The sequence below is a fragment of the Microbacterium sp. 13-71-7 genome (assembly GCF_002257455.1).
Lineage (GTDB): Bacteria > Actinomycetota > Actinomycetes > Actinomycetales > Microbacteriaceae > Microbacterium.
On sequence record NZ_NCKN01000068.1, the window covers coordinates 1 to 17811 of the forward strand.

Here is a 17811-nt window from a genome sequence, read left to right on the forward strand (position 1 = left end):
ATCTGCGCCGCCTCGGATGCCGCGCTGGTGCTCGCGGGGACCGCGGGGCTCGGCTATCTCGTGAAGACCCTGCCCTGGCTCATCGTGGTGGCGCGCTGGGCGGGCGCGATCTCGCTCGTCGTCTACGGCGTGCTGGCGGCCCGCCGGGCGTGGAAGTCGGGCGGCGAGGCGCTGCTCGCCGATCCGAGCGCCGTGGACCGCGAGGACGCCGCGCGCACCTCGAGCGGTCCTGACGCCCCTGCCGGCACCGCGACCCTGACTCGCACCGCCCCGCTGGCGCCCGTGATCCTGGCGACGCTCGCCTTCACCTGGCTGAACCCGAACGTGTATCTCGACACCGTGCTGCTCATCGGAGGGGTCGCGGCGACCCACGGCGACGGCCGCTGGCTGTTCGCCGCCGGCGCGATCCTCGCGAGCGTCACCTGGTTCTTCGCCCTCGGTTTCGGCGCGCGCCACCTCGGCCGCTGGCTGCGCACGCCTCGCGCCTGGCGGATCCTCGACACCGCGATCGCCGCACTGCTGGTCGTGATGGGGATCAGCCTGGTGCTGCCGGTCTTCTTCGGCTGAGTCCGCCCGCCTCCCCGCCGTCCTCTGTGGCCGCGAGCTCCTCCAGGAAACGGATGACGGTGCGCCGCTCATCGCTCGACATCCGCGCGGCGACGTCGAACCTCCGCGCGTGCAGACGGCCCACTCCCTCGCGCGCCGCCCGGCGCGTGGACGGGGTGACCTGCAGCGCGATCGCGCGCCGGTCCGCGGGGTGCGGTCGCCGGATGATGTGCCCGCCGCGCTCGAGCCGATCGAGCATCTTCGTCGTCGCCGCGCTGCTGATCCCGAGGTGATCCGCGAGCGCGCGCGCGGTGGCGACCTCGCCGGCGTTCTCCGCGGCGATCATGAAGCGCACCGCCCGCATGTCGTTCTGGTTCAGGTTCATGTACCGCCGGGACGCGGCGCTCATGCGCTCCGCAGCGGCGTGCCAGGCGTGCAGGGCCGCCATGAGCTCGACGATCTCGTCGACGTCGCCATCCGGCAGATGCGCGCGTCGGACGAGTTCCACGGCGGGATCGATGAGACGCGGGTCGATCATCGCCCGATCGATGCGGCGCTCGGATTCGGGGACTTCCACGGGAGGACTCTATGCCATATGGTTATGGCTAACCAGGTTAGTTATTTTCTTAGTTAGCAAAAGGATGATCGTGACCCCTGACGCCGACATGGTCGTGCTCCTGGACGCCGATGGCTCGGAGATCGGAACCGCTCCGAAAAGCAGCGTGCACGGCGCCGACACCCGGCTCCACCTCGCCTTCTCCTGCCATGTCTTCGATCAGGAAGGCCGCCTGCTGGTGACCCGCCGCGCCCTCACCAAGACCGCGTGGCCGGGGGTGTGGACCAACTCCTTCTGCGGGCACCCGACGCCCGGAGAGAGGCTCGTCGCCGCGGTCCGTCGGCGGGCGGAGCACGAACTCGGACTCCCGCTCGAGAACGTCGAACCGATCCTGCCGTTCTTCCGATACCGCGCGACCGACGCCGCGGGCATCGTCGAGAACGAGATCTGCCCGGTGTACGTCGCCACGACCACGCACCAGCCCCGGCCGCACCCTGACGAGGTGGTCGAGCACCTCTGGGTGGATCCGGATGACGTCGCGGAGGCGGTGCGCCGCACACCCTGGGCGTTCAGCCCCTGGCTCGTGCTTCAGGCGCAGCTGCTGCCGTTCCTGGGCGGAGGCGCGCGGCTCGAGGAGGTGGCCTCATGAACGTTCGCACTCTCTCGCCGGATCTGCTGGCCGACGTCGAGGCCGTCATCGACGACTGCTTCCAAGAGGTGTCCGACCGGATCGGAGGGGTCGAGGGGTTCGACGCCGTGTGGGACCACGTGCATCGCGGCGCCGAAGGCGGCAAGCTCCTGCGCCCCCGGCTTCTGCTGACCGCGCACCGCGCCTTCGCGGACGAGGTCTCCGGGACCGTCGTGCAGGCGGCGGCGGCGCTCGAGCTCCTCCATCTGGCGTTCCTGCTGCACGACGACGTCATCGACCGCGACCTCGTCCGCCGCGGCGGGCCCAATCTGGTCGCCCTCCGTCGTGACGCGGCGCGCGCGGCGGGTGCCGATGAGGCCACGGCGCTCCGCTATGGCGAGAGCTGCGCGATCCTCGCGGGGGACCTTCTCCTCTCGGCCGCGCATCGGCTCATCGCGGCCCTCGACGAACCTGCGGCGCACCGTGGCGTAATCCGCCGCATCCTCGGCGATGCGATCGACGCGGCCGTGGTCGGCGAGCACGCTGACGTCCTGCTCGGTGTCCGCGGCGAGGCCGACGAGGAGGCGATCCTGCGCACGATGGAGTTCAAGACGGCGCGCTACTCGTTCAGCGCGCCCCTGCGGATCGGGGCTCTCCTCGGCGGCGCCGCACCGTCCGCCGTCGAGGCGCTCGGATTCATCGGCTCGACCATCGGCATCGCCTTCCAGGCGCGGGACGACGTGCTCGGCGTCTTCGGGGATCCGCAGCAGACCGGCAAGTCCGTCCTGTCCGACCTGCGCGAGGGCAAGGTCACGCTGCTCATCGCGAACGCGCGGACCCACCCGGAGTGGGAGGCCGTGGCAGACCTCTTCGGCGACGCCGCGCTCGACGAGGACGGCGCCGCCGTGCTCCGCGCGGCGATCGAGCGCGCCGGCGGGCTCGCCCGGACCGAGGCCGTGATCTCCGGCCTCGTCGCCGAGGCACGGGCGTCGATGCTGCTCGCGAACCTTCCCGCGGCGCTGATCGCGGATCTGGAACACGTCATCGCCGGCGCGACGGAACGCCACCGATGACCGCCGATACGGGGCTCGCGCTCTACGGCCGCACGGCCGCCCGCGGATCCGCCCAGGTCCTGGAGAGTTACTCGACCTCCTTCCGGCTCTCCAGCCGGCTGTGCGCACCCGCTGTGCGCACAGATCTCGCTGCGATCTACGCGCTCGTCCGGGTGGCCGACGAGATCGTCGACGGCTGCGCCGCGGGCGCCGGGCTCTCTTCCTCCCAGTGCCGCGAAGTGCTGGACGGTCTCGAACAGGAGGTCGAGGCCGCGCTTCGGTCGGGCTACAGCGCCAACCTCGTCGTGCACGCGTTCGCGGCCACCGGGCGGGCGACGGGGATCGGCCCGGAGCTGACCCGGCCGTTCTTCGCCTCGATGCGCCGCGACCTCGCCCCTCTCGTGTTCACCGACGAGGACGAGCTCGACGAGTACGTCCATGGATCCGCGGAGGTCGTCGGGCTCATGTGCCTCGCCGCCTTCCGCCGCGGGATGGAGCCCGAGCCCGTGCGGGACGAGCGCTGGGATCGCGGCGCGGTCGCGCTCGGATCCGCGTTCCAGCGCGTGAACTTCCTCCGCGACCTCGGCGAGGACGCCGAGGGCCTCGGGCGGCGATACTTCCCCGGCATCGATCCGCACCGTTTCACGGACGCGGAGCGCGACCGCATCCTGGACGGGATCGACGCCGAGCTCGCGATCGCGGACTCCGTGATCGGCGAGCTGCCCGGCTCGTCGCGCCGCGCCGTGGCGGCGGCACACCTGCTCTACGCGGACCTCTCGGCGCGACTGCGTCGCACGCCGGCACGCGCGCTCGTCTCGCAGCGGATCCGCGTGCCGGCGTGGCGCAAGGCCACACTGCTGGTGCGGGCGGTCCTCCGCAGCGAGGACGCCCGATGAGCCGCGTCGCCGTGCTCGGAGGCGGTATCTCCGGACTGGCCACGGCCGCCCTGCTCGCCGCGGACGGGCACGAGGTGTCCCTGTTCGAGCAGTCGGAACGGCTCGGTGGACGGGCGGGGAGCTGGGAGAGCGAGGGATTCCGCTTCGATACGGGGCCGTCGTGGTACCTGATGCCCGAGGTGTTCGATCACTGCTTCCGACTCCTCGGCACGAGCGCCGCCGCCGAGCTCGACCTCGTCCGCCTCGATCCTGCCTACCGGGTCTTCTCCGACGACGGAGACCCCCTCGACGTGCATTCCGCGCGCGAGCGCGCTCTCGCGCTGTTCGAATCGGTCGAGCCCGGTGCGGGCGCCGCACTCGCCCGGCACCTCGACTCCGCGGCGCGGACCGCGCGCATCGCGAACGATCGCTTCCTCTACACCGACTTCTCGCACCCGCGCGCCTTCGCGCCCGGCCGAGATCTCGGCGAGCTCCCGCGTCTGGCTGCGCTGCTCGGCACTTCGCTGCAGAGCATGGTCGAGACCTCGTTCTCCGACCGACGGCTGCGGCAGATCCTGCAGTACCCTGCGGTCTTCCTCGGCGGAGCACCTGCGATCGCTCCCGCGCTGTTCCATCTCATGAGCACGTTCGATCTCGAGGACGGCGTGCTGTATCCCCTGGGCGGCTTCACCACGGTCATCGACGCCTTCGCCCGGCGGGCGCGCGCCGCCGGTGCCGAGCTGCACACGGGGTCGCGCGTGCACCGGATCCTCATCGAAGGCGGCGCGGTGCACGGCATCGTGGTCTCGCGGGAGGGCGTCGCGCACGAGGAGGCCTTCGACCGCGTCGTGAGCACGGTCGACATGCACCACACCGACACCGTCCTACTGCCCCCGGCGGCGCGCGAGCGCTCCCGAACGCACTGGCGCCGACTGAATCCCGGCACGGGCGCCGTGCTCGCGATGCTCGGCGTCCGCGGACGTCTGCGAGGGCTCGTCCACCACAACCTCGTGTTCACCGAGGACTGGGACGCCAACTTCGACGCGATCTTCGGATCCGCGCCCCGAGTGCCCGAGCCGGCATCCTTCTACGCGTGCATGCCCAGCGCCACCGACGGCGGCGTCGCGCCCGAAGGTCACGAGAACCTGTTCCTGCTCGTCCCCGTGCCGGCGGACCCTGCGATCGGGTCGGGCGGAATCGGCGGGCACGGCGCCGCCGCGGTCGAGCGCATCGTCGACCGCGCCATCGCCGAGCTCGCGGCGCACGCCGGGGCTCCCGACCTCGCCGCACGCATCGTGGTGCGGCGCACCGTGGGCCCCGCCGATTTCGCCCGTGATCTGCACTCCTTCCGGGGCTCCGCACTCGGCCCCGCGCACACGCTGCGCCAGAGCGCCTTCCTTCGGGGTCGCACGCGCTCCCGCACGACGCGCGGGCTCTTCTACGCCGGAGCGACCACGCTTCCCGGCATCGGCCTGCCCATGTGCCTCATCAGCGCCGAGCTCGTGCTGAAGGCCTTCCGCGGCGATCGCACCAGCGGACCGCTGCCTGTGCCCGTGGAGGCGTGATGGGCTTGCTCTATCTCGTGCTCCTCCTCGTCTCGATGCTCGGCGTGGGCCTCGTCGACGCGCGGTGGCGGCTGTTCCTCTGGGCTGAGCCGAAGCGCGCGCTGCTCGTGCTCGCCGCGGGGGTCGTCGCTCTGCTGCTCTGGGACCTTGCAGGGATATCGACGGGTATCTTCGCCCGTGAGGCCAACCCGCTCTCGACCGGCATCCTGCTGGCCCCGCACCTGCCGATCGAGGAGCCGGTGTTCCTGCTCTTCCTCGTGCAGGTGACGATGGTGCTCTACACCGGAGCACGGCGGATCCTGGGATCGCGCGAGGAACGGCCCCGATGAATGGCACGTACCTGATCGTCGACGCGGTCTTCCTCGCCCCGTGCGTCCTCCTCCAGGCCCTCACCTGGCGGAGGAGACCTCCGGGTCATGGCTCTGCGCTGGTGTTCGCGATCTTCGGGCTCGTCCTGCTGACGGCCGTCTTCGACTCGCTCATGATCGCCGCGGGCCTTTTCACCTACGCTCCGGACCGGATCAGCGGGGTGAGGATCGGCCTTGCCCCGATCGAGGACCTGGCCTACCCGATCGCGGCGGCCCTGCTCGGCTCGGCCGCGTGGAACCTCCGCCGCTCTGCGCCGGCGGGGCGGCGCGACCGGGCGGGGCGGGGCGACCGGGCTGCGTCGGCGCTCGCGGCCCGCGCGTCCGAGAGGCACCGCAGATGAGCACGACGACCGCAGGCTCCCTGCCCCGCGATCTGCTGCTGGCCTCGCGGCCGCTGAGCTGGATCAACACCGCTTTCGGCTTCGCGGCCGCGTACGTCCTGACGACAGGGCGCGTGGACGCGGCGCTCGCGATCGGCACGCTGTTCTTCCTCGTTCCGTACAACCTCACGATGTACGGGATCAACGACGTCTTCGACTACGCATCCGATCTCGCGAACCCCCGCAAGGGCGGAGCCGAGGGGGCCGTGCTCTCCCCCGCCAGGCACCGCGCGGTGATGATGTGGTCCCTGCTGCTCCCCGTGCCATTCCTCGTCGTGCTCGTCGCGCTGGGGAATCCGCCATCGTGGCTCGTGCTCGCGCTCAGCATGTTCGCCGTCGTCGCCTACTCGGTCCCGGGGCTGAGGTTCAAGGAGGTGCCGTTCCTCGACTCCCTCACGTCGAGCCTCCACTTCGTCTCGCCTGCGGTGTACGGGCTCGTCCTCGCCGGCGCCACGCCGACGCCGGCCCTCGTGTTGCTGTTGCTCGCCTTCTTCGCGTGGGGAATCGCGAGCCATGCGTTCGGCGCGGTGCAGGATGTCATCCCGGATCGCGAGGCCGGCATCTCTTCTATCGCGACGGTGCTGGGCGCGAAGCGGACCGTTCGCTTCGCGCTGACGATGTGGACGCTCGCGGGTGCGCTCATGCTGTTCACCACCTGGCCGGGGCCACTCGGCGCACTCCTCGCCGTGCCTTACATCGCCTCCGTCTGGCCGTTCCGCGCCGTGCCGGACGAAGACTCGGGTCGGACGAATCGGGGATGGCGGCGGTTCCTCCTGTGGAACTACGTGTGCGGGTTCCTCGCCACGATGCTCCTGATCTGGTGGGCGCTTCTGGGCGGCCCCGCCCTCTGAGCCCCTCCGCACGGCCCCTCAGGACCGGAACAGCGCGAGGATCGCCGCGAGACGCGCCTGCTCCAGGGCGGGGTCGAGGCGCTCCGAGGCCGCCAGTCGGGCCACGCCGTGAAGCGTGCTCCAGAGCAGCTCCGCCCGTACCACGGCCGCCCGCTCGTCCCCCGCCTCCGCCGACACGGCGCCGAGGAAGGACCCGAACGCCTCGCGCAGCGGCGCCGGAGTCTCCGCGGTCGCGAACACGATGCTCGTGCGCGCCTCGAACATCGCCTCGTAGAGCGCGGGATGCGTGCGGGCGAACGCGAGGTACGCACGCACCACGTGCGCGAGCCGGTCGCCTTCGCCGATCGGAGCCGCGAGCTCCACGGCCATCTCGGCGAAACCGGCGATCATGACCTGCTCGACGATCTCGTCCCGCCCTCCCGGGAAGGAGCGGTACAGGATCGGCTGACTGAAGCCGATCTCGGCGGCCAGACGCCGGACGGTCACGGCCGGCCATCCCTCCGCCTCTGCGACGCGTCGCGAGGCGTGGACGATCGAGCGGGATCGCTCGGCGGGATCCGTGCGCGGGGACGTTGACGGGGTCATGACACGATGTTAGCATCGCTAACTGTTAGCACCGCTAACTCTAAGGAGAAGCCATGTCCCTTGCGATCGTCATCACCGCCATCGGCGCCATCGCCGCCATCGCCGTCATCTTCGGCACGGATGTGCTCGCCGCCGTCGTGCTGCGCGCCGTGTACGCCGAGGTCGATGAGCCGACCCTCGTGCAGGTCGTCGGGCGCGGGCACTACTACGGCGACCGTCGACTGCCGTTCGTCGGCGTCGCCGGCGTCGTCCTCACCGCGGCGACCGTCGCCCTATCAGCACTCGCCGGCAGCACTGCCGCGAGCGCCCTCGCCGCCGTCGCGCTCGCGGCGCTGCTCGTCTGGCTGCTGCTGTTCGCCCGCGTCGCGAAGCCGATCAACACCGCCCTCACCGCCGCCGCGCTGGGAGGCACCGTGCCGGCCGACGCCCGGGCGCTGCAGGACCGCTGGGAGTCGATCATCGCCCTGCGCGCCACTCTGCAGGGACTCGCGCTGGTACTGCTGTGCGTCGCCCTGGTGGTGCGCTGAGCACCGCCTGGATCCTCGTCCGCCATCCCGGCTCGCCCCCGGCATCGAGTCCCGGACACGCAGAAGACCCCCGCCCCGAAGGGCGAGGGTCTTCTGAAGAGCGTCGAACTCAGATGGCGTTGACGTCCAGCGGGATGCCGGGGCCGAACGTCGTCGACACCGCACCCTTCTGGATGTAGCGGCCCTTGGAGCTGGACGGCTTGAGGCGGACGATCTCCTCGAGCGCGGTCTTCATGTTCTCGTCGAGCTGCTCGGCCGAGAACGAGGCCTTGCCCACGACGAAGTGCACGTTGGCGTGCTTGTCGACGCGGAACTCGATCTTTCCGCCCTTGATCTCCTCGACGGCCTTGGCCGGGTTCGGGGTGACGGTGCCGGTCTTCGGGTTCGGCATCAGACCACGCGGGCCCAGCACCTTTCCGAGACGACCGACCTGGCCCATGAGCTCCGGGGTGGAGACGGCCGCGTCGAACGCGGTCCAGCCGCCGGCGACCTTCTCGATGAGCTCGGCGCCGCCGACCTCGTCCGCACCCGCGGCGATCGCGGCCTCAGCGGCCGGACCCGTCGCGAACACGATGACGCGGGCGGTCTTGCCGGTGCCGTGCGGGAGGATGACGGTGCCGCGCACCATCTGGTCGGCCTTGCGGGGGTCGACCGAGAGCTTCAGCGCGACCTCGACGGTGGAGTCGAACTTCGCGGAGCCGGTCTCCTTCGCGAGGGCGACAGCCTCGGTCGGGGTGTAGAAACGGTCCGCCTCGATCTTCGCGACGGCGGCGTTGTAAGCCTTGGACTTGGTAGCCATTGTTATCTCCCTCAGCCCTCGACCGTGATGCCCATGGAACGGGCGGTTCCGGCGATGATCTTGGACGCGGCGTCGATGTCGTTCGCGTTCAGGTCAGCCTGCTTCTGCTCGGCGATCTGACGGACCTGCTCGGCGCTGATCTTCGCGACCTTGACGGTGTGCGGAGTGGCGGAGCCCTTCTGCACGCCCGCAGCCTTCTTGATCAGCTCGGCGGCCGGCGGGGTCTTCAGGATGAACGTGAAGCTGCGGTCCTCGTAGACGGTGATCTCCACGGGGATGACGTTGCCGCGCTGCGACTCGGTCGCGGCGTTGTACGCCTTGCAGAACTCCATGATGTTGACGCCATGCTGACCGAGCGCGGGGCCGATCGGCGGCGCCGGGTTGGCTGCACCGGCGTTGATCTGAAGCTTGATCAGGCCGGTCACCTTCTTCTTCGGTGCCATAGTTGTTCCTTTCTCGAGCGGATGCGAGCATCCCTCTCCCGCGGATCCGGCATCTCCGGAGCGCGGTGGCGTTCGCGCGCACGCCGAAGCGGCGCACAAACCATAGAAGTCTACCGGATCCCGGGCGAGTCCGCGCACCGCGATCAGTGCCCCGCACGGTCGACGGGATTGACCTGGACTACTCGATCGACAGGCTGCAGTGGGTCGACCGCATGTTCGATGCGTTCACGGCCCACATGATGGCCGAAGAGGACTGAACCAAAACATCTCCTCGTGAACAGGACCGTCCGCGTTGCCCGCTAGCATCCCTGCCATGTCTTTCGGGGGGAAAACCAGCGCATCACTGCGCACCATCGCCGGGTTGCGCTCCCGGGCGTCCGGCACGGGCGTGATCATTCCGCCCTTCCTGTACCTTCCGGTCCGCGAGGGCGCGGGCACGGGAAGGTACGCGGAGATGCGACGGATCCCGGACGGCCGACAGGCGCTGATCGCGTTCACCGCGCTCGATCGCCTGGCCGACGGCTGCGGCCTCGAGCAACCGTGGATCGTCGTGCAGACCGACGCGCTCGGGTACCTGAAGACCGAGCAGCCCTTCGACCTCGTGCTGTTCGATCCGACGTTCGCCGACCATCTCACACACGAGGGCCGGTTGCTGTGACGGTCGTCAGCATCGACCCCGACTCGATGCATGCGCTGTTGAAGAAGGTCACGCGACAGACGGATCAGCTCGACACGGCGCTGTCCGGGTTCCGTTCCACGGCCGACGGCGGTGCGGCGAGCGGCAAGATCGCGCTCATCGTGCGCGCAGCCATCGAGGCGGCGCAGTCGGCCTCGAATCTCGCACGCGGCGTCCGCGACATCGCCCTCGTCGCGATCGATGACCATTCCAAGACGGAAGAGGAGATCATCGCTTCGCTCGACAATTTCGCCGAGGAGAACCTCTGATGGGCATCGATCTGCACATTCCGGGAGATCCGGACGCGATCCATGGCCTCGCCGACTTCCTCGACCGCGCACTCGGGGCCGACGCCGACGCACTCGACCAGGAGCTCCGCAAGGTCTCCCGCGATTCTGACGAGTGCTGGTCGGGCAGGACGGGCACGGCGTTCCGTCAGACCATCGATGCGACCGCGAAGGCGATCGATCCCGTGGACGACTACGCCCGAGACGCCGCCGCGGCATTCCGCGCATACGCCCAGCGGATCATCCGCGGCCGGCACTCGTTCGCCGACCACGCCGACGATGCGACGGCCGCGGGACTGATCGTCACCGCGTCGGTTATCCAGGCCCCCGTGGCTCCGAAGCAGTACATCGGCAACCTCGGAACGCCGGCCCCGATCGAATACGCCGCAGATGGATCCTGTATCGCCCCGCCGATCGTCGGCGCGTATGAGAAGGCCCTGAAGGCCTACAACCGCATCGCTGACGATGTCGGCGTGTGGTGGGGCGATCTCGAGAACTGGATCGACGAACACATGACGCCGCTGCTCGCACGCCTGGGCGAGTTCGATCTGCTCAAGAGCACCGCACAAACCCTGGGCATCGGCAATGATCTCGTCCGAGGAACGCTTTTCGCATTCAGCGGCAAGACATGGGAAGCCAGTCTCAAGAACTACGAGACGCACGCCAAGGCCGCTCAGGTCGACTACGACAGCTACTTCCATCGGCTGCGCTCCGGCGACCCCAAGCTGAGCAAGGCTGCCGCCCGCGTGACCAGACCGGAACTCCTCGCCGCACGCGAGGCCCTGAACGCCGAGGCCAGCAAGATCCGCGTCGGAACCCGGATCATCCCGCTCGCGGGGACAGCGATCGACGTCGTCTCCGCCTCATTCGAGGTCATCGGCGGCGGATCTCCGACGTCGGCCGGGGCAGGCCTGGCCGGTGGAATCGCCGGCGGACTTCTGGGCGAAGGCACCGCTTGGGGGGCTGGCGCTCTCCTGGGTGTGTCTGTTCCCCCGCTGGCCGCGGCAGCGATCATCGGCACCGTCGCCGTGGTCGCGGGGAATGCGGCCCGATCCGCATGGGAGAATTCGGTTCCGCTCGATGTCCGCGAAGCGATCGATGCCGGCGATTTCGGCTATGCGTTCAATTGAAAGGCTATGGACCCGTGGCAACAGTGCGCAGGCGCGTGCGGATCTTGGATGCTCGGCTCACGCGCCCGACCGCGTACACATCAGCAAGAACAAAGCCCGCCAAGGCCCTCTTGCTGATGGCGCCCACGGTCCTCGTTGCAGTTCTGGCATCATTCGTCGCACTCGATGATCGCGCGACGCCGTGGTTCCGCACGATGATGTTGCTCGCGTCCCTTGCGATCCTCATGCTCATACCGTTCACGATCAGCGCCGTGCGGAGACAGGGCTTTGACCGCATCAGGTACAGTCGACGGCCCCCCTTCCGCTTTATTCCCACCTCAACCATCCCAGTGATCGCTGCCCTCAGCGCGTTACTCATCACTGTCGCCGGCATTACCGGCACGGTCCCCTTGTTCCTCCCGAATCCACCGTCATACGGGGCCGTTGGACGGTTCTCCCCTGTCGCGCTCATCCCGCTGGGAATCGCGTTTCTCGGATACCTCATCAGCCGTGTCCGACTGCCGCGAGGGCTCACGCTCGCACCAGGTGGCCTGACGTGGACGGAAGGCCGGACCCCGATGAGATTCGAGTGGAACAACATCGGTGCCGTCTCTCTCGCAACCAACGACCAGGGTGGGCGATGCGTCCGCATCCATACGACCAGCGGCATCGAACACGACCTCGTCGCCTCGGCCCTCGGATCCGACCCCGCCATCGTCGGCGAAGTCGTGCAGCACTTCCTCGACCACCCCGAAGAACGCGAACTCCTCCACGACCCCGACGCGGCGCTGGCCCGCGTGGTCGCGCCCGTCAGCTCCTCGCGCCGAAGTCCGGGACCGACGTCCGGCGCATCAGCGACGAATTGACTCGTAGAGGGTCACGACGCAGGCGCTGCCCAGGCCCAGGTTGTGCTGCAGTGCGAGGGTCGCGCCCTCGACCTGCCGCTCCCCCGCCCGGCCGCGCAGCTGGTGCACGAGCTCGGTGCACTGCGCGAGCCCTGTCGCGCCGAGCGGGTGCCCCTTCGAGAGCAGTCCGCCGGACGGATTCGTCACCACCCGGCCGCCGTAGGTGTTCTGCCCGTCGCGGATGAACCGCGCGGCCGTGCCCTCCGGTGTGAGCCGCAGCGCTTCGTAGGAGATGACCTCGTTCGCGGTGAAGCAGTCGTGCAGCTCCGCGACCGGGATGTCCTCGGGTGAGACGCCGGCCTCCTCGTAGACGGCGTCGGCGGCTCGGCGCGCGATGCCCGCGCCCACGAGCGCCATCGCGTCGCCCTCGAACGAGTCGGGGCGATCGCTCGTCATGGCCTGCGCCCTGATACGGATGGACGCATCGAGCCCCCGAGCGCGTGCGAAGTCCTCGGTGCACAGCACGGCGGCTGCCGCCCCGCAGGTCGGCGGGCAGCACTGCAGCCGGGTCAGCGGCCCGAACACGTGCGGCGAGGCCAGCACCTCCTCGACCGTGACCGGATCCCGGAAGACGGCTGCCGGGTTGGCGCGCGCGTGCCGGCGCGCCTTGACGGCGACCTCGGCGAACAGCGTCGCGTCGGCGTCGTAGCGATCGAGATAGGCCTGCCCCGCGGCGCCGAAGAAGCGGGCGGCGACGGGGGCCTCGGGCTCCTGGTCGCCGAGCATCTCCGTGAACCGCCAGAGCGCGTCGGGACGGTCGGCGTAGGTCGGGGCGATCGCGCCGCGCGCCATCTGCTCGAACCCGAGCACGAGCACGCAGTCCGCCGCCCCGGACAGGATCGCCTGGCGGCCCAGCCAGAGAGCGGTGGATCCGCTCGCGCACCAGTTGTTCACGTTCACGACGGGGATGCCCGTGGGACCAAGCCCGTAGAGCGCGGTCTGGCCCGCCGCCGAGTCGGCGTACACGTACCCCGCATAGGCCTGCGCGACGTCGGCGATGCCGACCCCGGCGTCGGCGAGCGCGCGCCGGGCGGCTTCGGCGCCCATGTCGTCGTACGTCCCGCCGGCGCGCGGCGTCGCGAACGGGATCATCCCGACCCCCGCCACGACGACGCTCATACCCGCTCCTCGAGCATGCGCCGCAGCGCCGGCTTGTCGATCTTGCCCACCGGGTTCTTCGGGATCTCGGCGACGATCTCGATGACCTCCGGCTGTTTGAAGCGGGCGAGCAGCCGCGCGGCATGCGCCGAGAGTTCCGGCGCGCTCGCGGTGGATCCGGGCACGAGCGACACGAACGCGACCGGAACCTCGCCGAGCACGTCGTCGCGACGCCCCACCACGGCCGCCTCGTGCACATCGAGATGCGCGTAGAGCGCGTTCTCGATCTCCTTCGGATACACGTTCTCGCCGCCGCGGATGATCATGTCCTTGATCCGGTCCACGATCCGCAGATAGCCGTCCTCGTCGAAGCAGCCGATGTCGCCGGTGCGCAGACGCCCGTCCACGATCGTCCGTGCCGTCTCCTCGGGCCGGCCCAGATAGCCGGCCATGACGACGGGTCCGGAGATCACCACCTCGCCGCGCTCCCCCACGGGCACGGCACGGCCGTCCGCGTCCACGACCTCGACCCGCTGCCCCGGGAGCGGCAGGCCGACGGTCCCCGGCTTGCGCAGACCGCGCAACGGGTTGATGGTCGAGGCGGTGGTCGTCTCGCTGAGGCCGTATCCCTCCACGATCGTGATCCCGAACCTGTCCTCGAACCGTTCGATGGCCTCGACCGGCATCGGCGCGGCGCCGCACACCCCGAACCGCAGGGACGAGGTGTCGGGACGGACGCCGTCCGGGAGCGTGGAGAGCAGGGCGTAGATCGCCGGTACGGCGGAGAAGTAGGTGGGGCGCACGCGCTCGACGTCGTCGAAGAACCGATCGCGCGAGAAGCGCCCCGTGATCGTGACGCGGCCGCCGGCGCGCAGCGGCGTGAGCGTGCCGAGCACGATGCCGTTGGCGTGGAACAGCGGCAGCACGAGGAGGCTGTGATCCTCCGGCCCCAGCTCGAACCACTCCGCGAACGATGCCGTCATCGCGTCCAGGTTGGCGTGGGTCAGCATGACGCCCTTCGGGCTTCCCGTCGTGCCGCTCGTGTAGATCAGCAGCGCGAGATCGGAGTCCGGGCGCGGATGCCGTTCGGGCAGACCGGTCGCCTCCCCTTCCGCGAGTGCGGCCGGGGTCAGAGCGGGCACGCCGAGATCGCGCCCCGTGTCGGTCACGACGACGCGTGCGCCGGCGTCCGTGAGCTGATAGCGCGCCTCGGCGTCGCCCAGGACGGGGTTGATCGGCGTGACCGCTGCTCCCAGCTGCCAGGCCGCGAAGAGGGCGATGATGAGGTCGACCCGATTCGGCAGCAGCACCGCGACGACATCGCCGTCGCGGACGCCGTGGGCGGCGAGGACGGCCGCCGCGCTCTCGGTGCGGGCCAGCAGCGCGGCGTTGTCGAGCGCGCCGTCGTCGTCGGCGAGGGCAGGACCGAGCGGATCCACGAGCGCCCGGCCATGGGGCAGATCGCTGAAGTGCATGGGGCTCCTTTCGGGCGGCGCCGGCGTGCCGGCGCCGCCCGGTCGAGGGGTGTCAGACGCGCGTGACGACGGGCTCGGAGACGAGGCCGAAGGCGCGCAGCTGCCCGAGCAGCGCGCGATGTCCGAAGGCCTGGCACGCCGAGGCGAATCCCACGCGGTGAGGGGCCTGCTGGATCAGCGAGTAGGCCGCGAAGGCCTGCAGGAGCCCTGTCTGCTTGTAGTTGCTGTTGCCGTGGATCACCACCTGCGAGCGCCCGAGCGGTCCCGAGGCGTGCACCGAGTCGAGCGACCGGTTGATCCTCGGGTTCTCCCGGGGCGGCATCCCGGCCTGCACCGATGCGGCCACCTCGGCGAGCGCGGCCTCCTGGGCCTCGGGGTCGAGCGGACGGATCTGCTCCTCGAACATCTGCACCGTGAGCGCGACGTTCGCCATGACCTCGGGGGCGAAGACGCCGCCGATCGCCCGGACGTTGCTCACGCGGGGGTCGTGCTGGAACCAGATCGGGTGCGACATCCCGCCCCACGGCACCGCGGTCGCCAGCTCGTGGTAGCCGGGAACCGGCACCTGGAACGCCGAGGTGTGATCCCATTCCACGAGCCGGTTCTGCTCCAGGTAGAACCAGTCCGCCTTGAGGATCGTGAAGATCGTCTGCGTCGAGGCGAACGTCGGGAACCCTTTCCACAGCACGAGGATGTCGAGCGTGTCGTATCCGCCGGGCTCGAGCGCGACGTTCGCCGCGATCTCGCTCGTCGTGTACATGTGCGCCACGCCGGGCGCGAGCAGCCGCCCCTTGCCGGCGAAGCCCTCGCCCCATCGGTCCCGCGCCGCCATCACCCAGTCCTGCTCCCCCGTGGTGTCGAGGTAGTGCGCGCCGATGCGGAGCGCCGCCTCCACGACAGCGGGGCCGAACTTGATGAACGGTCCTGCGGTGTTGCAGATCACCTGCGCGCCCTCGAAGGCGCTCGCCATCGCGTCCGCGTCGTTGTCGACCGCGATGATCTCGTAGTCGGCGGTCTCGATGCCGGGGATCCGCTCGACGACCTCGCGCACCCGGTCGCCGTCGCGGCCCGCGGCGACGAAGGGCACGCCGAGTTCGCGCAGGTACTCGCAGATGAGCCGGCCGGTGTATCCGCTGACGCCGTAGACGACGACGGGCTTGTCGGTTGCCATGATCGCCTCACATCCCCATCGCGCCGTCGATGGACAGCGTCGCGCCGTTGACGAACGCGGACCGCTCGGAGAGCAGGAACGCGACGCCGTCGGCGATGTCGTCCTCGGTCGCGAGCCGCCCGGAGGGGGTGAGCCCGACGACCGCGGTCACGGCGTCGCCCGCCGTGGGGAAGAGGCCGAGGCGCTCCATGTCGCCCGCGAGCTGCGCCCCCATCGCGTTCGGCACCAGGCCGGGGCACACGGTGTTGACGCGCACGCCGTAGCCGAGTCGTCCCGACTCGGCGGCGGCGACCTTGGTGAGCCGCTCGACCGCCGACTTCGAGGCCGAATACGCGGCGATGCCGGGGAAGGCGATCGTCGCGGCGACCGAGGCGATGTTCACGATCGCGCCGCCCGTGCCCGCCGCGCCTTCCGGCCGCATCGCCCGGAAGGCGTGCTTGACGCCGAGGGCGGTCCCGAGCACGTTGACCTCCAGAACCCGCCTCATGTTGTCGGGGTCGAGGTCGACGAGCAGATCCGAGATCTCGATCCCGGCGTTGTTGACGAGCCCGTCGAGCCCGTCGAGATGCGCGACCGCGGCCGCCATGCCCGCCTGCCACGACGCGTCGTCTGTGACGTCGAGTCGGACGAAGCCTGCGCCGAGCGCTTCGGCGGCCGCGCGCCCCGCCTCCTCGTCGACATCCGCGAGGACGACCGCCCCGCCTCCGTCGACGATCCGCTGCGCCTCGCGCAGCCCCAGCCCCTTCGCCCCGCCGGTGACGACGACGCGCTTTCCTGCCAGATCCATGGACATCGGTGTCCGTTCCTTTCGCCGGTGAAAGTGATGCGTACAGCAGAACAGAGAACTTGACAGTTGGCAAGGAAATTCTTGACACTTGTCAAGACACGCGTTGCCGACCGCCCCGATCCGACCTGGCGGGACGACGACGCGCGTAGAATCACGGCAGACCGGAGGAGGCGATCATGGGCGATGTGGCCGTCCGCGCCGAGCGCGCGAGCACCGACAAGTTCGCGGCACGGCGTCGCGAGCTCGCCGACTCCGCGCTCTCCGCCATCGCCGAGCGCGGCTACGCGCGCACCGGGATGCGCGACGTCGCCGCCCATTCCGACCTCTCGCACGGTGCGCTGCACTACTACTTCGAGGACAAGGACGACCTCATCCGCCAGGCGATCTGGCAGTACAAGTCGGAGTGCGCCCGGCGCTACGATCCGATCGTCGAGACCTCCGAGACCGCGCAGGAGCTGGCACGCCGCTTCGGCGACGAGATGGCCGCGACGCTGCGGGACGAGTCCGACATGCACCGGCTCTGGTACGATCTGCGCAACCAGGCGCTCTTCGACGAGGGCTTCCGCGAGACCATCGTCGCGATCGACGACCTGCTGCGCGAGATGGTCTGGAACGTGGTCGTCCGGTACGGCGAGCTGAGCGGCACGGCCCCCGCCGTCGATCCGCTCGAGGCGTACGCGCTCTTCGACGGGCTGTTCCTGAACTGCCTCATCGCCTACCTCCGCGGTGACCTCACAGCGCTCGACCGCATCCGCGAGAGCAGCCCCCGCCTGCTCGCCGCCGCGATCTGAGCACACGCGCCCGCCTGCTCCCCCCTGCGCCGCGGGCCTGCTCGTGTACGGATGCAGGATCCGGGTACGGACGCACGACCGTTCCGGCGGATCCGTCCTGCATCCGTGCCGGGATCCGGCATCCGTACACGAGACCAGCCCCCAACGAACGCGAGAACGGCCGCCCCCAGGGGGACGGCCGTTCTGCAGTGCGCTTCCGGGGAAGCGTCAGATCATCTTGGTGACCTGGTCGAACGACAGCTCGACCGGGGTCTCGCGCTCGAACAGCGAGACGAGCACGGTGAGCTTGCCGCTCTCCGGCTTGATCTCGGAGATCGAACCGGGAAGACCCGCGAAC

The 17811-nt window shown here is 70.1% G+C and carries 22 protein-coding genes and 1 pseudogene; 14 read left to right on the forward strand and 9 right to left on the reverse strand.

All coding sequences use genetic code 11. The annotated features are described in order from the left end of the window. Nucleotides 1-567, forward strand: a 567-nt coding sequence (locus tag B7X32_RS08605; RefSeq protein WP_292718547.1) for a LysE family transporter, incomplete at its 5' end; no start/stop codon positions are given. On the opposite strand, the gene B7X32_RS08610 is transcribed toward B7X32_RS08605, so the two are convergent. Next, nucleotides 536-1123 (reverse strand): MarR family transcriptional regulator, encoded by a 588-nt coding sequence (locus B7X32_RS08610; RefSeq protein ID WP_292718549.1) that lies wholly within the window; start codon nt 1121-1123, stop codon nt 536-538. The genes B7X32_RS08605 and B7X32_RS08610 overlap by 32 nt on opposite strands. A 64-nt stretch (nt 1124-1187) precedes the next feature. Here B7X32_RS08610 and idi point away from each other — a divergent pair, with 64 nt between their 5' ends. Genes idi through B7X32_RS08645 form a run of 7 tightly spaced genes read left to right on the forward strand, consistent with a single transcriptional unit; the run spans nt 1188 to nt 6821 of the window. After that, nucleotides 1188-1751: an isopentenyl-diphosphate Delta-isomerase gene (gene idi / locus B7X32_RS08615; protein ID WP_292718550.1), complete on the forward strand. Its 564-nt coding sequence runs from the start codon at nt 1188-1190 to the stop codon at nt 1749-1751. Further along, entirely contained in the window at nt 1748-2803 is a 1056-nt protein-coding gene (locus B7X32_RS08620) for a polyprenyl synthetase family protein (protein WP_292718551.1), read from the forward strand. Before idi ends, B7X32_RS08620 begins: the two co-directional genes overlap by 4 nt. Beyond that, nucleotides 2800-3678: a phytoene/squalene synthase family protein gene (locus tag B7X32_RS08625; protein WP_292718553.1), complete on the forward strand. Its 879-nt coding sequence runs from the start codon at nt 2800-2802 to the stop codon at nt 3676-3678. Before B7X32_RS08620 ends, B7X32_RS08625 begins: the two co-directional genes overlap by 4 nt. Next, complete coding sequence (gene crtI / locus B7X32_RS08630) at nt 3675-5222, forward strand: phytoene desaturase family protein (protein WP_292718555.1); 1548 nt, start codon at nt 3675-3677, stop codon at nt 5220-5222. The genes B7X32_RS08625 and crtI overlap by 4 nt, the downstream gene beginning before the upstream one ends. Next, nucleotides 5222-5551 (forward strand): lycopene cyclase domain-containing protein, encoded by a 330-nt coding sequence (locus B7X32_RS08635; RefSeq protein ID WP_292718557.1) that lies wholly within the window; start codon nt 5222-5224, stop codon nt 5549-5551. Before crtI ends, B7X32_RS08635 begins: the two co-directional genes overlap by 1 nt. Then, nucleotides 5548-5931 (forward strand): lycopene cyclase domain-containing protein, encoded by a 384-nt coding sequence (locus B7X32_RS08640; RefSeq protein ID WP_292718559.1) that lies wholly within the window; start codon nt 5548-5550, stop codon nt 5929-5931. Before B7X32_RS08635 ends, B7X32_RS08640 begins: the two co-directional genes overlap by 4 nt. Further along, nucleotides 5928-6821, forward strand: a complete 894-nt coding sequence (locus B7X32_RS08645) for a prenyltransferase (RefSeq protein WP_292718561.1) — start codon at nt 5928-5930, stop codon at nt 6819-6821. Before B7X32_RS08640 ends, B7X32_RS08645 begins: the two co-directional genes overlap by 4 nt. 18 nt (nt 6822-6839) lie before the next feature. Here B7X32_RS08645 and B7X32_RS08650 read toward each other — a convergent pair whose 3' ends face one another. Next, entirely contained in the window at nt 6840-7406 is a 567-nt protein-coding gene (locus tag B7X32_RS08650) for a TetR/AcrR family transcriptional regulator (RefSeq protein ID WP_292718563.1), read from the reverse strand. A 53-nt stretch (nt 7407-7459) separates the two neighbouring features. Here B7X32_RS08650 and B7X32_RS08655 point away from each other — a divergent pair, with 53 nt between their 5' ends. Then, entirely contained in the window at nt 7460-7933 is a 474-nt protein-coding gene (locus B7X32_RS08655; protein ID WP_292718565.1) for a DUF1772 domain-containing protein, read from the forward strand. Nucleotides 7934-8042: 109 nt separating this feature from the next. Here B7X32_RS08655 and rplA read toward each other — a convergent pair whose 3' ends face one another. Together rplA and rplK are read right to left on the reverse strand one after the other, a co-directional pair. Further along, nucleotides 8043-8732 (reverse strand): 50S ribosomal protein L1, encoded by a 690-nt coding sequence (gene rplA, locus B7X32_RS08660; RefSeq protein ID WP_292718567.1) that lies wholly within the window; start codon nt 8730-8732, stop codon nt 8043-8045. Nucleotides 8733-8743: 11 nt separating this feature from the next. Continuing rightward, entirely contained in the window at nt 8744-9175 is a 432-nt protein-coding gene (gene rplK / locus B7X32_RS08665; protein ID WP_045272000.1) for a 50S ribosomal protein L11, read from the reverse strand. Nucleotides 9176-9488: 313 nt separating this feature from the next. Here rplK and B7X32_RS08670 point away from each other — a divergent pair, with 313 nt between their 5' ends. The 4 genes from B7X32_RS08670 (at nt 9489) to B7X32_RS08685 (ending at nt 12113) form a co-directional block, all read left to right on the forward strand. Continuing rightward, nucleotides 9489-9833, forward strand: a complete 345-nt coding sequence (locus B7X32_RS08670) for an SAV_915 family protein (protein WP_292718569.1) — start codon at nt 9489-9491, stop codon at nt 9831-9833. Continuing rightward, on the forward strand, nt 9830-10120 hold the full coding sequence (locus B7X32_RS08675) for a hypothetical protein (protein ID WP_292718570.1): 291 nt from the start codon (nt 9830-9832) through the stop codon (nt 10118-10120). Before B7X32_RS08670 ends, B7X32_RS08675 begins: the two co-directional genes overlap by 4 nt. Then, nucleotides 10120-11268 carry a hypothetical protein gene (locus tag B7X32_RS08680; RefSeq protein WP_292718572.1) on the forward strand — a complete coding sequence of 383 codons (1149 nt, stop codon included), beginning with the start codon at nt 10120-10122 and terminating at the stop codon, nt 11266-11268. Before B7X32_RS08675 ends, B7X32_RS08680 begins: the two co-directional genes overlap by 1 nt. A gap of 116 nt (nt 11269-11384) precedes the next feature. Next, nucleotides 11385-12113 carry a hypothetical protein gene (locus tag B7X32_RS08685; RefSeq protein ID WP_292718574.1) on the forward strand — a complete coding sequence of 243 codons (729 nt, stop codon included), beginning with the start codon at nt 11385-11387 and terminating at the stop codon, nt 12111-12113. Here B7X32_RS08685 and B7X32_RS08690 read toward each other — a convergent pair. Genes B7X32_RS08690 through B7X32_RS08705 form a run of 4 tightly spaced genes read right to left on the reverse strand, consistent with a single transcriptional unit; the run spans nt 12099 to nt 16689 of the window. Further along, nucleotides 12099-13271 carry a lipid-transfer protein gene (locus B7X32_RS08690; RefSeq protein ID WP_292718575.1) on the reverse strand — a complete coding sequence of 391 codons (1173 nt, stop codon included), beginning with the start codon at nt 13269-13271 and terminating at the stop codon, nt 12099-12101. The two genes, B7X32_RS08685 and B7X32_RS08690, sit on opposite strands and share 15 nt — an antisense overlap. Continuing rightward, entirely contained in the window at nt 13268-14725 is a 1458-nt protein-coding gene (locus B7X32_RS08695) for an AMP-binding protein (RefSeq protein ID WP_292718577.1), read from the reverse strand. The genes B7X32_RS08690 and B7X32_RS08695 overlap by 4 nt, the downstream gene beginning before the upstream one ends. Nucleotides 14726-14777: 52 nt before the next feature. Continuing rightward, nucleotides 14778-15896 (reverse strand): DUF5938 domain-containing protein, encoded by a 1119-nt coding sequence (locus tag B7X32_RS08700; protein ID WP_292718579.1) that lies wholly within the window; start codon nt 15894-15896, stop codon nt 14778-14780. 7 nt (nt 15897-15903) lie between these two features. Continuing rightward, nucleotides 15904-16689, reverse strand: a complete 786-nt coding sequence (locus B7X32_RS08705) for an SDR family oxidoreductase (protein ID WP_292718581.1) — start codon at nt 16687-16689, stop codon at nt 15904-15906. A 170-nt stretch (nt 16690-16859) separates the two neighbouring features. Between B7X32_RS08705 and B7X32_RS08710 the strand changes: the two genes are divergently transcribed. Further along, nucleotides 16860-17474 (forward strand): TetR/AcrR family transcriptional regulator, encoded by a 615-nt coding sequence (locus B7X32_RS08710; protein WP_292718583.1) that lies wholly within the window; start codon nt 16860-16862, stop codon nt 17472-17474. Between the two features lie 207 nt (nt 17475-17681). Here B7X32_RS08710 and B7X32_RS08715 read toward each other — a convergent pair. Then, nucleotides 17682-17811 (reverse strand): annotated as a pseudogene (locus tag B7X32_RS08715) (transcription termination/antitermination protein NusG); the annotation flags it as partial.

Excerpts from the sequence above, each read along its gene's own strand:
- idi (WP_292718550.1), top strand. The coding sequence starts at position 1,188 with ATGATCGTGACCCCTGACGCCGACATGGTCGTGCTCCTGGACGCCGAT.
- B7X32_RS08620 (WP_292718551.1), top strand. The coding sequence starts at position 1,748 with ATGAACGTTCGCACTCTCTCGCCGGATCTGCTGGCCGACGTCGAGGCC.
- B7X32_RS08625 (WP_292718553.1), top strand. The coding sequence starts at position 2,800 with ATGACCGCCGATACGGGGCTCGCGCTCTACGGCCGCACGGCCGCCCGC.
- crtI (WP_292718555.1), top strand. The coding sequence starts at position 3,675 with ATGAGCCGCGTCGCCGTGCTCGGAGGCGGTATCTCCGGACTGGCCACG.
- B7X32_RS08635 (WP_292718557.1), top strand. The coding sequence starts at position 5,222 with ATGGGCTTGCTCTATCTCGTGCTCCTCCTCGTCTCGATGCTCGGCGTG.
- B7X32_RS08640 (WP_292718559.1), top strand. The coding sequence starts at position 5,548 with ATGAATGGCACGTACCTGATCGTCGACGCGGTCTTCCTCGCCCCGTGC.
- B7X32_RS08645 (WP_292718561.1), top strand. The coding sequence starts at position 5,928 with ATGAGCACGACGACCGCAGGCTCCCTGCCCCGCGATCTGCTGCTGGCC.
- B7X32_RS08650 (WP_292718563.1), bottom strand. The coding sequence starts at position 7,406 with ATGACCCCGTCAACGTCCCCGCGCACGGATCCCGCCGAGCGATCCCGC.
- B7X32_RS08655 (WP_292718565.1), top strand. The coding sequence starts at position 7,460 with ATGTCCCTTGCGATCGTCATCACCGCCATCGGCGCCATCGCCGCCATC.
- rplA (WP_292718567.1), bottom strand. The coding sequence starts at position 8,732 with ATGGCTACCAAGTCCAAGGCTTACAACGCCGCCGTCGCGAAGATCGAG.
- rplK (WP_045272000.1), bottom strand. The coding sequence starts at position 9,175 with ATGGCACCGAAGAAGAAGGTGACCGGCCTGATCAAGCTTCAGATCAAC.
- B7X32_RS08670 (WP_292718569.1), top strand. The coding sequence starts at position 9,489 with ATGTCTTTCGGGGGGAAAACCAGCGCATCACTGCGCACCATCGCCGGG.
- B7X32_RS08680 (WP_292718572.1), top strand. The coding sequence starts at position 10,120 with ATGGGCATCGATCTGCACATTCCGGGAGATCCGGACGCGATCCATGGC.
- B7X32_RS08685 (WP_292718574.1), top strand. The coding sequence starts at position 11,385 with ATGGCGCCCACGGTCCTCGTTGCAGTTCTGGCATCATTCGTCGCACTC.
- B7X32_RS08690 (WP_292718575.1), bottom strand. The coding sequence starts at position 13,271 with ATGAGCGTCGTCGTGGCGGGGGTCGGGATGATCCCGTTCGCGACGCCG.
- B7X32_RS08695 (WP_292718577.1), bottom strand. The coding sequence starts at position 14,725 with ATGCACTTCAGCGATCTGCCCCATGGCCGGGCGCTCGTGGATCCGCTC.
- B7X32_RS08700 (WP_292718579.1), bottom strand. The coding sequence starts at position 15,896 with ATGGCAACCGACAAGCCCGTCGTCGTCTACGGCGTCAGCGGATACACC.
- B7X32_RS08705 (WP_292718581.1), bottom strand. The coding sequence starts at position 16,689 with ATGTCCATGGATCTGGCAGGAAAGCGCGTCGTCGTCACCGGCGGGGCG.
- B7X32_RS08710 (WP_292718583.1), top strand. The coding sequence starts at position 16,860 with ATGGGCGATGTGGCCGTCCGCGCCGAGCGCGCGAGCACCGACAAGTTC.